The sequence below is a fragment of the Camelimonas lactis genome (assembly GCF_004342915.1).
Lineage (GTDB): Bacteria > Pseudomonadota > Alphaproteobacteria > Rhizobiales > Beijerinckiaceae > Camelimonas > Camelimonas lactis.
This window is the reverse complement of the sequence record NZ_SLWL01000010.1, coordinates 63,413-76,396: the sequence shown is the minus strand read 5'-3', so window position 1 is coordinate 76,396 and position 12,984 is coordinate 63,413. Positions and strand designations below refer to the sequence as shown.

13 protein-coding genes and 1 pseudogene are annotated in these 12,984 nt (G+C 67.9%); 5 read left to right on the top strand and 9 right to left on the bottom strand.

Annotated elements, in window-relative coordinates:
• Positions 1-12: 12 nt before the first annotated feature.
• Entirely contained in the window at positions 13-993 is a 981-nt protein-coding gene (locus tag EV666_RS11995; RefSeq protein WP_245514392.1) for a Fe(3+) ABC transporter substrate-binding protein, read from the top strand.
• Positions 994-1,116: 123 nt separating this feature from the next.
• Positions 1,117-2,775: an ABC transporter permease gene (locus EV666_RS11990; RefSeq protein WP_376886296.1), complete on the top strand. Its 1,659-nt coding sequence runs from the start codon at positions 1,117-1,119 to the stop codon at positions 2,773-2,775.
• Between the two features lie 6 nt (positions 2,776-2,781).
• On the opposite strand, the gene trhO is transcribed toward EV666_RS11990, so the two are convergent.
• Together trhO and EV666_RS11980 are read right to left on the bottom strand one after the other, a co-directional pair.
• The gene (gene trhO, locus EV666_RS11985; protein WP_132008081.1) at positions 2,782-3,819 is read right to left on the bottom strand and encodes an oxygen-dependent tRNA uridine(34) hydroxylase TrhO; all 1,038 of its coding nucleotides are present in this window, start codon (positions 3,817-3,819) and stop codon (positions 2,782-2,784) included.
• Positions 3,816-4,169: an ArsC family reductase gene (locus EV666_RS11980; protein WP_280990838.1), complete on the bottom strand. Its 354-nt coding sequence runs from the start codon at positions 4,167-4,169 to the stop codon at positions 3,816-3,818. The genes trhO and EV666_RS11980 overlap by 4 nt, the downstream gene beginning before the upstream one ends.
• A gap of 96 nt (positions 4,170-4,265) precedes the next feature.
• Here EV666_RS11980 and EV666_RS11975 point away from each other — a divergent pair, with 96 nt between their 5' ends.
• From EV666_RS11975 to EV666_RS18675, 3 genes and pseudogenes are all read left to right on the top strand, one after another.
• Positions 4,266-5,399, top strand: coding sequence for an NAD(P)/FAD-dependent oxidoreductase (locus tag EV666_RS11975; protein WP_132008075.1), 1,134 nt, complete (start codon positions 4,266-4,268; stop codon positions 5,397-5,399).
• Positions 5,400-5,624: 225 nt separating this feature from the next.
• Positions 5,625-5,813, top strand: a pseudogene (locus EV666_RS18680) (YegP family protein); the annotation flags it as partial.
• Positions 5,814-5,822: 9 nt separating this feature from the next.
• Complete coding sequence (locus tag EV666_RS18675; protein WP_425359572.1) at positions 5,823-5,954, top strand: YegP family protein; 132 nt, start codon at positions 5,823-5,825, stop codon at positions 5,952-5,954.
• Positions 5,955-6,117: 163 nt separating this feature from the next.
• Here EV666_RS18675 and EV666_RS11965 read toward each other — a convergent pair whose 3' ends face one another.
• The 7 genes from EV666_RS11965 to EV666_RS11935 form a co-directional block, all read right to left on the bottom strand.
• A complete protein-coding gene (locus EV666_RS11965; protein WP_132008069.1) occupies positions 6,118-7,335 on the bottom strand; it encodes an ABC transporter substrate-binding protein in 1,218 nt (405 codons plus the stop codon).
• Between the two features lie 237 nt (positions 7,336-7,572).
• Entirely contained in the window at positions 7,573-8,403 is an 831-nt protein-coding gene (locus tag EV666_RS11960; RefSeq protein ID WP_132008066.1) for an ATP-binding cassette domain-containing protein, read from the bottom strand.
• Between the two features lie 11 nt (positions 8,404-8,414).
• Entirely contained in the window at positions 8,415-9,317 is a 903-nt protein-coding gene (locus tag EV666_RS11955) for an ABC transporter permease subunit (protein ID WP_132008063.1), read from the bottom strand.
• Positions 9,314-10,513, bottom strand: a complete 1,200-nt coding sequence (gene ssuD, locus EV666_RS11950; RefSeq protein ID WP_132008060.1) for an FMNH2-dependent alkanesulfonate monooxygenase — start codon at positions 10,511-10,513, stop codon at positions 9,314-9,316. The genes EV666_RS11955 and ssuD overlap by 4 nt, the downstream gene beginning before the upstream one ends.
• Before the next feature lie 26 nt (positions 10,514-10,539).
• Entirely contained in the window at positions 10,540-11,505 is a 966-nt protein-coding gene (locus EV666_RS11945) for an aliphatic sulfonate ABC transporter substrate-binding protein (protein ID WP_132008057.1), read from the bottom strand.
• A 20-nt stretch (positions 11,506-11,525) separates the two neighbouring features.
• On the bottom strand, positions 11,526-12,143 hold the full coding sequence (gene msuE, locus EV666_RS11940; RefSeq protein ID WP_132008054.1) for an FMN reductase: 618 nt from the start codon (positions 12,141-12,143) through the stop codon (positions 11,526-11,528).
• Positions 12,140-12,412 carry a hypothetical protein gene (locus EV666_RS11935; protein ID WP_245514381.1) on the bottom strand — a complete coding sequence of 91 codons (273 nt, stop codon included), beginning with the start codon at positions 12,410-12,412 and terminating at the stop codon, positions 12,140-12,142. The genes msuE and EV666_RS11935 overlap by 4 nt, the downstream gene beginning before the upstream one ends.
• Positions 12,413-12,984: the final 572 nt, after the last annotated feature.

Genomic DNA, 12,984 nt, shown 5'->3' with positions numbered 1-12,984 from the left:
CTGGGCGGCGTCATGCTGCTGGGCGGCGTCGCCGGCGCCATGGCCGCCGAGGTCAACATCTACACCACCCGTGAGCCGGGCCTGATCAAGCCGCTGCTGGAGGCTTTCACCGCGTCCACCGGCGTGAAGGTCAACACCGTCTTCCTGAAGGACGGGCTGGCCGAGCGCGTGGCGTCCGAAGGCGCCAGTTCGCCCGCCGACATCCTGATGACCGTTGACGCCGGCCGGCTCGCCGACCTGGCGCAGAAGGGCCTGACCCAGCCGGTGAAATCGGCGGTGCTGGACGCCGCCGTGCCGGCCGCCCTGCGTGATCCCGACAACAACTGGTTCGCCTTCTCGGCGCGCGGCCGCGTGCTCTATGCGGCTAAGGATCTCGACCTGAAGGCCATCCGCTATGAGGATCTGGCCGACCCGAAATGGAAGGGCAAAATCTGCATCCGCTCCGGCCAGCATCCCTACAACACGGCGCTGTTCGCCGCTTACATGGCGCATCACGGGCCGGAAGCGACGAAGACCTGGCTAACCGGCCTGCGCAACAATCTGGCGCGCAAGGCGGGCGGCGGCGACCGCGAGGTGGCCAAGGACATTCTTGGCGGCGTCTGCGAGATCGGGATCGGCAATTCCTATTATGTCGGCCTGATGCGCTCCGGAAAGGGCGGACCGGACCAGAAGACCTGGGGCGAGGCCATCAAGGTGATCCTGCCGACCTTTGAAAACGGCGGCACGCAGGTGAACGTCAGCGGCGCGGCCCTCGCCAGGCGCGCGCCGAACAAGGAAGCCGCCATCCGGCTGATGGAATATCTGGTCTCCGACGACGCCCAGAAAATCTACGCCGAGGCCAATTTCGAATACCCGGTGAAGGCGGGCGCGAAGCTCGACCCGATCGTCGCCACCTTCGGCGAGCTGAAGGTCGACCCCATCCCGCTGACCGAGGTGGTCAAACGCCGCAAGCAGGCGAGCCAGATGGCCGAGGAAATCGGTTTCGACAAATAATCCGGCCCCTGGACCACCAGAAGGACGCGACGACGGCCGCGGCCGCTGCATTTAGCCATGACAGACGTTCTCACCCGCGCCGCGCCGCCGGCGCCCGCCAGCCAGGCGCGCCTGCGTAGCCCCATGGCCCTGCGACTGCGGCGCGTTGCCGGGGCGCCCGGGCGCATCTGGATTGTGGGCGCGGCCCTCACCGCGCTGCTGGTCGCCATTCCGGCGCTGGCGCTGGTCCGGGAGGCGGCGCGGGGTTCGGCCGGCCTGTGGCCGCACCTGCTGGCGCACGTCATTCCCGACGCGGCGCTGCAAACCGCGATCCTGCTGACCGGCGTCGGCGTCATGGTCACCGTGCTTGGCTGCGTCACGGCCTGGCTGGTCACCGCGCATGAATTTCCAGGGCGGCGCATCTTTGAGTGGGCGCTGCTGCTGCCGCTGGCGACGCCGACCTATATCGTCGCCTACGCCTATCTCGACCTGCTGCATCCGCTCGGCGCGGTGCAGGGAAGCATCCGCTGGCTGCTCGGCTACGCCAGCCCGCGCGACTTCCGCCTGCCGGATATCCGCTCGATGACCGGCTGCATCATCCTGCTCGGCTTCGTGCTGTATCCTTACGTCTATCTGACGAGCCGGGCGATGTTCCTGACCCAGGCCGCCAATCTGGTCGAGGCGTCGCGCACCCTGGGGACGCGGCGCGGCCAGGTGTTCTGGCGGGTGGCGCTGCCGCTGGCCCGCCCCGCCATCGCCGTGGGCGTCAGCCTGGCGCTGATGGAGACGCTGAACGACATCGGCGCCTCGGAGTTTCTCGGCGTCAACACGCTGACCATTTCCATCTACACCACCTGGGTCACCCGCTCGGATCTGGCCGGCGCGGCGCAGATCGCCCTGGTGATGCTGGCCTTCGTGCTGGTGCTGGTGATGGCGGAGCGCCATGCGCGGCGACGCCAGCGCTACTGGACCAGCCCGCAGCGCGCCCGCAGCCTGGCTCCCGGCCGGCTTGGAACCGGGGCTGGCCTCGCCGCCGCCGCCTTCTGCGCCCTGCCGGTCGTCGTCGGCTTTCTGGCGCCGGCCAGCTATCTGGCCGCTGAAGCATGGAAGCGCTTCCGCTTCGCCGGCCTGTCGGCGAACATTCTCACCGAGGCCGTAACGACGGTGGCGCTCGCCGCTGTCGCCACGCTGACGACCCTGGCGCTGGGCCTGGCGGTGGCCTCAGCGGCCCGCGCCGCGCCAGGGCGCCTCACGGCGTTGCTGCAACGCCTGTCCACCATCGGCTACGCCATGCCAGGCACGGTGGTCGCCATTGGCGTGCTGGTTCCGCTGGCGGCGCTGGACCGCTGGATCGACCAGTCGGCGCAGACCTGGCTCGGCGTCGCCACGGGGCTGGCGCTGATCGGCTCGGGCGCGGCGCTGTGCTACGCCTATACGGTGCGGTTTCTCGCCATCCCGACCGGCTCGGTTGACGCCGGCTTCAGCCGCATCCCGCGCTCGCTCGACCACGCCGCCCGCAGCCTCGGCGAAAACGTCACCGGGGTATTCCGGCGCGTGCACCTGCCGCTGTCGACCAGCGCTCTCGCCTCCGCCGGCCTGCTGGTGTTCGTGGATTGCATGAAGGAACTGCCGGCGACGCTGCTGCTGCGGCCGCTGAACATGGAGACGCTGGCCACGCACCTCTATGGCGAAGCGGCGCGCGGCTCCTATGAGGACGCCGCCCTCGCCGCCTTGCTCATCGTGCTGGTCGGCATGGCGCCGGTGATCGTGCTGGCGCGCATTGGCCGGCGCCAACCCGAATAGGTTGGTTCAGCTTTCGCCGGGCTCGGCCTTCGCGTCCTGCTTTGGGTCCTGCTGCTTTGGCTGTTGCTGCTTTGGCTGCTGTTCTTGCACGGCGCCCAGGTGCGCAGCGCCCCGCTTGCGCGCCAGCAGTTCCTGGCGCTGGCGCTCCGCCAGGGCCGCCCGGCGGGCGTCGTCCAGTTCATCATGGCAGGCGGCGCAGCTGACGCCCTCCACATATTGCGGCGTGGCGCGATCCGCGGCCGACAGGGGCCGGCGGCAGGCGTGACACAAGGTGTAGTCGCCGGGGGCCAGACCATGGCGCACGGTGACGCGCTGGTCGAAGACGAAGCAGTCGCCCTCCCACAGGCTGTCGGCCTCCGGCACGGTTTCCAGATATTTCAGGACGCCGCCCTTCAGGTGAAAAACCTGTTCCACGCCTTCGGCCCTGAGGAAGGCGGTGGCCTTTTCGCAGCGGATGCCGCCGGTGCAATACATCGCCACTTTGGGCTGCCTGCCCGCGCCCAGCAGGCGTTCACGTTCGGCGCGGAACCACGCCGGGAATTCGCGAAACGTCCGGGTTTTCGGGTCGATGGCGCCGCGAAACGCGCCCACCGCCACCTCGTAATCATTGCGGGTGTCGATCACGATGGTTTCCGGATCAGCGATCAGCGCGTTCCAGTCTTCTGGCTCCACATAGGCGCCGACGTCCTGCAGCGGGTCGATGTCCGGCTGGCCCATGGTGACGATTTCGCTCTTGAGCCGCACCTTCATGCGCCAGAAAGGCATGACCCCGGCGCGTGCATATTTGACCTCCAGCCCGGCGCAGCCTGGCAGGGCCCGCACGTGGTCGATGACCTGGGCGATGGCGGCGTCGGAGCCGGCGATCGTGCCGTTGATGCCCTCACGCGCCAGCAGCAGCGTGCCCTTGACGCCAAGGCCGCAGCACAGGCGCGCCAGCGGCTCGCGCAGCGCCGCGTGATCGGCGAAGCGGGTGAAATGATACAGCGCCGCGACACGGACGGGCGCTTCCCCAGTGTGCTGCGTGGCGGAGCCTGTCCCGGTCATGCGCCAAAGAATTCCTGATAGAGTTCGGGTTTGAAGCCAACGATGATGCGCCCGTCCTGAACCAGCACCGGGCGCCTGATCATCGACGGCTGGGCCAGCATCAGGGCGATGGCCCGGTTAGCGTCGATATCGGCGCGGTCGCTTTCCGGCAGCTTGCGAAAGGTCGCGCCCGCCCGGTTCAGCAGTTTTTCCCAGCCGACCTGCTGCGCCCAGCCGCTCACGGTCGCCGCGTCAACGCCGGCGGTCTTGTAATCATGAAAGGCGTAAGCGACTCCGTGGGCGTCGAGCCAGGCCCGCGCCTTCTTCATGGTGTCGCAATTGCGGATGCCATAAATGGTCGTGGCGGTCACGCCTGTCTCCTGCAGGAATACGCTTTGACAAGAATGCGCTTTGAGCGCGCGCTGCTGCATACACCGGGCGGCGCCTGAAAACCACATGAAGGCGACATGAGCGCATATCGTACGGACGCGGTGGTCATCGGCGGCGGCGTGGTTGGCTTGGCCATCGCCCGCCAGCTGGCTCTGGCCGGCCATGAAACCATCGTGCTCGAACGCCACGCGGGCATCGGCCGCGAGACGTCATCGCGCAATTCCGGCGTGCTGCACGCGGGCGTCTATTACCAGCCCGGTTCATTGAAGGCGCGGTTCTGCGCGCCGGGCCGGGCGCTGCTCGCGCGCTATTGCGCCGACGCCGGCGTGGAGACGCGGTTTTGCGGCAAGCTGCTGCTGGCCAGCAATAACGATGAAGCCGCCGCCCTGCCGGCGTTGCTGGCGCGGGCCAGGGCCAATGGCGTTCGCGACATCGCCCTGCTCGACGCCGCCGCCGTGCGCCGGCTGGAGCCGGAGGTCGCCTGCGTGGCGGCGCTCCTGTGCGGCGACACCGGCATTGTTGACGCACACGGCCTGATGCAGGCGCTGGCCGGTGATCTGACCGCCGCTGGCGGGGCCATCGCCCTCGGCGCCGAAGCCATTGGCATTGCCCGTGACGGGGAGAACCTGCGGGTCAGGACCCGGGACGCCGGGGGCGCGGAGACGGAGCTGGCCGCGCCCATCGTCATCAACGCCGCCGGCCATGGGGCGCCGGCGCTGGCGCAGCGGACGGCCGGGCTCGCGGCGTGCAACCAGCCCCGGCAATGGTTCGCCAGGGGCAATTATTTCGCCCTTACCGGTCGCAATCCGTTTTCGCGGCTGATCTACCCCACCGGCGCGGCGACCACCGGCGTCGCCGCCGGCCTTGGCGTGCACGCCACGCTGGATCTCGGCGGCCAGCTCCGCTTCGGGCCGGATGTGGAATGGGCGCAATCGGCGGACGAGGCGCCGGTGGATCCGGCGCGCGCGGCGCTGTTCGAAACCGCCATCCGCGTCTGGTGGCCAGGGCTGCCGGAGGGCGCGCTGGCGCCGGCCTGGGCCGGCGTGCGGCCCAAGCTGCACGGACCCGGCGCGCCGGCGCCGGATTTCCGCATTGATGGCCCCGCACAACATGGCGCGCCCGGTCTGGTGAACCTGTTCGGCATTGAGAGCCCTGGCCTCACCGCCTGCCTCGCCATCGCCGCCCATGTCGTGGCGATGACGAACCGGTAGGCGCTGGCCTGCTGGCGTTGTTCGCGAAAATTATTCCGCCTGACTTTTGACCTCAGCTTTATGTGAAGCAACAAAGCGCCGTTCGCACGCGAATTTTCCGCATTCGACGGTATAGCGCCCTTGTCATGACGCCCTGCAATTGACGATGATCTGGAAACGGCAAGGGCGTTGCGCCGAAAAGCATGAAGCTGCGACGCACGCCCGGCAAAAACCGGAGATACGACGATGGCGGCCAAATTTGAAGTCTACGTCGACAAGGCTGGCGAATACCGTTTCCGGCTGAAAGCGGCCAATGGACAAAACATCCTCGCCAGCGAAGGCTACAAACAGCGCGCCAGCGCCATTAACGGCATCCAGTCCGTGCAGACCAATGCGCCGGACGACAACCGTTATGAACGCAAGCAAACCACCAGCGGCAAGCACATTTTTAACCTGAAAGCAGCCAACGGGCAGATCATCGGCACCAGCGAAACCTACGAAAGCGCCGCCAGCCGCGAGAAAGGCATCGAATCGGTGAAGAAAAACGCCCCGCTGGCGCCGGTGGTGGATTTGTAAGGGCGCGGGTCCATGCGGCGGAACTGCGGCTGGGATCCTTCAACTGGCCAGCCCCGACCGCCGCGCGTCGGGATCGGGGCCTGGCGCGCTCCCGGGCTGGTCCGGCTTGCGGAGCCCAGGCGCGCGCCATGTGTGGATTTTACCGCGCGGCGATGGCCTGTCTTTATCCGAGCAGGCCGCCGGTCAGCTTCCAGCGTTTGCCGTCGAACACCATCATCTGCATCTGCTTCAGCGGCGCGAAATCGGTGGGCGAGGTCTGCGCCCTGACGCCTGGGATCAGGGTGTCGAACTCCCAGCCTGGCACATTGGCGGCCTGTTTCATCAGGTTCTCGCGGGTCAGTTCGTCGCCGCAGGCTTTCAGCAGCCGGGTGGCGAAATCGGCGATGTAATAGCCGGTGGTGTAATTGAGATCGCCCTTGTTGGCGCCGGGCATGTATTTGTCCATGAACGCATTCCAGCGTTTCATGCCCGGATCGTTGTCCCAGGCCGGATCAGTGGGGTCCTTGGCGTAGGTCACCGAGATGACGCCCACGCTGTTGTCCAGTCCCGCCGGCTCCAGCACGCCGGCGACGGACGCGGCGATGCTCGACAGCAGATGGGTCGGCTGCCAGCCCATTTCCTTCAGCTTGCGGATGGTCTGGGCCGCGAACTTGGGCGAGGCGTAGGTGATCAGCGTCTCCACGCCCGCAGCCTTCAACTTCAGGATCTGCGAATCCACATTGGTGTCGGTCAGCTCGTAGCTTTCAACCGTGAGCAGGCCGGCGGCGTCCTTGCCGAGCGCCTGGCGAATGCCGGCCTGGGCGTCGCGGCCCAGATCGTCATTGGCCATCAGCAAGCCGATTTTCTTGCCTGGCTTCTGCTGCATGGCGTATACGGCGAGGATGCGCGCCTCGTTCAGATAATTCGGCAGCGCCGCCATGGTCCACGGGAAGTTCTTAGGATCGTTGAACTTGCTGATGCCGCTGGAAATCAGCAGTTGCGGCACGCCCTTGCTGTTGAGATATTTATGAATGGCGGCGTTGGGCGCGGTGCCAAGGGCGCCGACGATGGCGAAGACTTCCTCCTGCTCCACCAGGCGACGGGTCGCCTCCACGGTCTTGGGCGGCGAATAGCCGTCGTCAAGGCTGATCAGGTTGATCTTGCGGCCATTCACGCCGCCATTATCGTTGACCATTTTGAAATAGGCGGCTTCGGCCTTGCCGATATTGCCGTAGGCGGACGCGGGGCCGCTGTAGGGCATGGTCTGGCCCAGCTTGATCTCGGTCGCCGTGACGCCCGGGCCAGATTTGCCGGCGGCGAAAGCCGACGGAATCGATGGCGCGAATGCGCCGGCGGCAAGGGCGAGCAGACCGGTCTGGAATGAACGGCGGGTGGTGTTCATGATGCGCTCCGGTTTCCTCCGCCGGCGCAATGTTATGGGCGCGCCGGTCGTTGCCACGGCACGATAGTTACCCGGCGCGCGGTGTAAAGCCTCGCCGGGCCGGCGACAGCGGCGCCGACGACAGGCGCCCCCTGGGCCGGCGCGGTTTCCGCTGTTCTGGCCGCCGCCTGTCCCCACCCACGCCTGGTCCACGCCGCCTGTCCTGACCCACTTTGGCCGCCCTGCCCCCGGCCCGGCTCAGATCCCCGCCGCCTGGTCGTTGAACAGCGCGTCGATGATGCGGCCTTCCAGCGCGGCGAGTTCGGGATCGCCCCGGTGGCGCGGGCGCGGGCTGGCGACCACCAGGTCGGCGGCGATGGTTCCCTGATCGATGACGAGGATACGGTCGGCCAGCGCGATGGCCTCGCCCACGTCATGGGTGACGAGAATGGCGGTGAAACCCTGCTCGCGCCACACCTTCTCAATCAGGCGCTGCATGTCGATGCGGGTCAGGGCGTCGAGGGCGCCGAGCGGCTCGTCCAGCGCCAGCAGGCGCGGGCCGCTGGCGAGGGCGCGGGCCAAAGCGACGCGCTGCTTCTGGCCGCCGGACAGCACCGAGGGCCACTCCCCGCCCCTGTCGCCAAGAGCCACGGCTTCGAGGGTCCGGGTGGCGATGGCCTGGCGCTCCGCCTTTGGCAGATCGCGCCCCAGCCCCACCTCGACATTGCCCCGCACGCGCTCCCACGGCAGCAGGCGCGGTTCCTGAAACATGATGCGCACGCCGCTGGAGCCCGGTTCTTCCTCGCCACCGGGGGCGCCTGACAGGGCGATGTGACCGCCTGTCGGCTGGTCGAGGCCGACGATCAGGCGCAGCAGCGTGCTCTTGCCGCAGCCGCTCTTGCCGACAATGGCGACGAACTGGCCGGCGGGGATATGCAGATCGACGTGGCGCAGCACCTGTTTGTCGCCGAAGGCGCGGGCGAGGCCGCGCAGGGTGACGGACGCGCCGCCCTGCGGCCTGGCGGCTGCGCCAGCATAGACAGGAGCAGCCGCTGCCTGACGCCGCGAGGTCGCGGTGTGAATGGCCATTGGAGCCCTCCTTACTTCCGGTATGCCGGGTGCCATTGCAGCGACAGGCGCTCCAGCAGCCGGGCGATGCTGTCGGCGGCCTTGCCGAGCAGCGCGTAGATAATGATCGACAGCATCACCACGTCGACCAGCAGGAACTCGCGCGCCTGCATCGCCATGTGGCCGATGCCGGATTCAGCGGCGATGGTTTCGGCGACGATCAGCGTCAGCCACATGATGCCAAGCGCATAGCGCAGGCCGACGAAGATCGACGGCAGCGCCCCCGGCAGGATGACCCGCCAGAACAGTTCGCCCTGTTTCATGCCGTAGATGCGGCCCATCTCCACCAGTTGCGGATCGACATTGCGAATGCCGTGCAGCGTGTTGATGTACATGGGGAAAAACACCCCCAGCGCCACCAGGAACAGCTTGGCGCCCTCATCAATGCCGAACCACAAAATGACCAGCGGGATCAGCGCCAGATGCGGCACGTTCCGCACCATTTGCAGGCTGGTATCGGTGAGCTTTTCGCTCAGCCGCGACAGGCCATTGGCGAGGCCGAGGGCAAGACCAATGCCGCCGCCGACCACGAAGCCGGCCAGGGCGCGCAGGGTGCTGACGCCGATGCTCTCCGGCAGTTGCCCGGAGGCGGTCAGCCGGATCGCCGCCGCGACGATCGCCGAAGGCGCTGGCAGGACATTGGGTTGCAGATAGCCAGCGCGAGCCAGGGTCTCCCAGATCACGACGATGAGCGCGGGCACGACCCAGCCGATCAGGTTGCCGTTGGCGATGCGTCCGGTCAGGGTGGCGCGGGACCGGGTGGTTTTCACCGCGGCCGCCGGCTCGCCCGCGGCTGGAGCGAGGGCGGCTTCCGGTGGAAATGCGACGGCGCCGGCCGCCGCCGTCGCCACTGGTTTGAGGGTCGCGTCGCTCATGACGCCGCCGCCCGCAGATCGACAGGGCCGACGCCGGCGCCGGCGGCGAACTCGTTGGCCAGGCCCCGGCGCCAGGTCGCGCCGGGCCGCTGGATTCCCAGTTCGGGAAACAGCAGTTCGGCCACCCGGTACGATTCTTCGAGATGCGGATAGCCGGAGCCGATCACCGTATCGACACCCAGCGCCTGGTATTCACGCAGCCGCTCGGCCACGGTTCTGGCGTCGCCGACCAAAGCGGTGCCGGCGCCGCCGCGCACCAGGCCAACGCCGGCCCACAGATTGGGCGACACTTCCAGCCGGTCGCGCCGGCCCTGGTGCAGGTCGAGCATGCGGGTCTGGCCAACGGAATCGGTGACCGTGCGCAGACGCTCCTGGGCGAAGGCGATCTGTTCGTCGGAAACCTTGCTGATCAGCCGGTTCGCCGCCTCCCAGGCCTCCTCTGTGGTTTCGCGCACGACGAAATGCAGGCGGATGCCGAAGCGGATGCTGCGGCCGCGCCGCGCCGCGGCGGCGCGAACCCGGGCGATCTTCTCCGCCACCTGCGCCGGCGGTTCGCCCCATGTCAGATACAGCTCGGTCTGATCCGCCGCCAGTTCGACGCCGGCGTCGGACGAGCCGCCAATATACAGGGGCGGATGCGGCTCCTGCGCCGGCGGGAAATCGAGCCGGCTGTTCTCCACCCGGTAGTATTTGCCAGAGAAATTCACCGTCTCGCCGGCAACCAGACGCCGCCAGATGGTCAGGAATTCGGCCGCCTGCTCATACCGCTCATCGTGATTGAGAAAAATGCCGTCGCCGCCCAGCTCCAGCGGCACGCCGCCCACCACCACGTTCAGCAGCAGCCGGCCGTTGCTCTGGCGGTCCAGCGCCGCCGTCTGGCGGGCGGCGAAGGACGGGCTGGTGACGCCCGGCCGCAGGGCGACAAGGAACTTTAACCGCTCCGTCGCCTCGGCGAGGCCGGCGGCGGTGATCCATGAATCGACGCAGTTCTGGCCGGTCGGCAGCAGCACGCCCTGGTAGCCGAGACGGTCCACGGCCTGGGCGACCTGACGGAAATAACCGAAATCCGACGGGCGCTGCTGGGTTTCGGAACCGAGATAGGAGCCGTCGCCGTGGGTGGGAATGAACCAGAAGAAGTTCAGCGGGTCATGGCCAGACAGCGGAACGGCGGGGGAGATGACGGATTTGTCAGACATGGCTTTGCTCCGTTTTCACGCGCCGCTCAGCGGCCAGCCTTTTGCTGCGGCGGCGTCCAGACCGCGTCGCTGATGGTGATCTGCCGGGGGATCAGACCCAGTTCAAAGAAGGCGTCCGCCACCTTCTGTTGCTGCTTCACCTCCACCTCGGTGAGCGGCCGTAGCGAATATTCCGCCCGGTCGATGGCGCGCCGGTTGCCTTCCGCATCGATGCCGGTGGCTTTCTGCGAAGCCTCGGCCACGGCCTGACGGTTGGCGCCGGCCCAGTCGGTGATCTTGCCGATCTCCTCCAGAGCCGCCTGCAGCTGCTGCGGGTGTTTTTCGGCGAACTCCCGGTTGGCGAGGTAAAAGGCGTTGGTCGGCGGCAGCTTTTCGAGGCCGGTCAGCGGGCGACCGCCCTGCTTCAGCTCCACCAGCGCAAAGAACGGGTCCCAGACGGCGAAGGCGTCGATGGAGCCGCGGGCGAAGGCGGCGACGCCATCGGACGGCGACAGGTACACCGGCTGGATGTCGCTGAATTTCAGACCATTGGCGGCCAGCGCCTGCACGGTCAGATTGTGGGCGCTGGAGCCCTTGGGAATGCCGACGCGCTTGCCCCGGAGGTCGGCGACGCTTTTGATGGGGGAGTCATTCTTCACCAGGATGGCGTGCTTCGACGCCGGGCTGACCGCCGCGTAGACGACTTTGGCGCCGGCGGCCTGGGCGAAGACCGGCGGTGTGTCGCCAACGGCGCCGAAGTCGATGGCGCCGGCGCCCAGCGCCTCCAGCAGGGGCGGCCCGAACTGGAACTCGACCCATTTGACGTTCTGGACGCCCAGCGCCTTCAGGCGCTTCTCGATGGCGCCGGACTGGCGGGCGACGATGGAAACCGAGGCCTTCTGGAAGCCGATGCGCACCTCATCGGCGGCCTTTTCGGCGGCGAAGACCGGGCCAGAGGCGACAAGGGCGGTCGCGCCCAGGACGGCGGCGAGAAAACGGCGTTTGTTCAACATGATGCTGTCTCCAGGCCTGCTCATGAAAGGGCGGTGAGGCGTGCGCCGGCAGCGCGGGGCGGCGTGAGATGGCCGTTGGCCACCGGCTGTGGGGCGGCAAAGCTCGTGGGGCGACTGGCCAAAGCAGCCAATTCGCCGGCGGCCTGCTCCAGCCGGGCGCGCACGTCCGGCGCGGTAAGGGCGCCGTCGGTGAAGTCAGCGTCGGCGGCGTAGACGGCCGTGGGCACGCTGAGGGCGCTGAAGAAGCCGAACAGCGGCCGCAACTGGTGCTCCACCACCAGCGCGTGGCGGTGGCCGCCGCCGGTGGCGGCGAGCAGCACCGGCTTGCCGGCGAGGGCCGCCGGATCGACGAAGTCGATCAGGTGCTTGAGCAGGCCGATGAACGAGCCCTTGTAGACCGGCGTGCCAATGATCAGCGCGTCTGCGCCTTCGATGGCTTCCAGAACCTCCTGGCCGGCGAGCGGCAGCTTGCCGCGGCTGAAGGCGCCGACGCCGGGGCCGATATCCACCAGGTCATACAATTCGGGATCGACCGCCTGACGGCGGGCGACGGCGGCGATCGCCGCCTCCGCCAGCGCGCGGGTCTTCGAAGGGCGATGGGTGTTGCCGCTGAATGCGACCAGTCGCAGAGCGCTCATCGGCGCGCCTCCCTTGCAGGCGCCGCGTGACCCCGAACGGGCTGGCGGCTGTTGATGACGCGCCGGGCCGCCCGTTCGGCGTCGCCCGGCGTACGAAAAATCTGGCCGTCAAGCGGCTGGAAACGTGGTCCGGCGGCGTGAAAACGAAACCGGACGCCATCGGCGGCGACGATGCCGGCGGCCGCGCCGCCAACTTCGATGATGAACGCCGCTGGCCCGGCGCCGGGACTGGCGATGGCCGCCCCGGAAGATGGAAATGAAACAGACATGAAGCCTCCCTGCGCCGGAGCGACCGACGCGGCGGATCTGCAGAGATGGGAAGGGACAGGCGTGGGGCGCCTTCGGCCGCGCACGCCAGAGGGCTGTTACGGCAGCCGGACCGTCATGGGCCTGCGCGGGCCGCCCGGTGAGGCGGCGGCAGGATCAGGCCGGCAAAACACCGTCAACAACAGCACATCGCCAGTGGGCGACGACAGGGAGACCGCAGGGGCAGCGCGTGGCTGCGGGAAGCAAAATGATGGCGCATGGAACTGCTCCAGCTCGATCCGCCCTGCCGCGATGCGGAAAAGCGGAGCTTTAGCGTTTGGTGACGCGGCGCAAGCTGCTGATGTCAAATGCCCGCGGATCGTGATGACCAACGCCATGAGAAAACGCCGGCGGCGCCTGGTCAACCGCTATTGGCACAGGAGGAACAGTTTGGAATAATTGCGCTTTCCATGCCGGATGGCGGCAGGATTTTCTGCGTGCGGGCATTTTGGGGAAATGCTGTTCCGGCGGCCGGAAGGCGGCCAGCCCTCAACGCCCGCCGCAGGCGGAGAACGGGCATCCGCGCCTGGCGGCG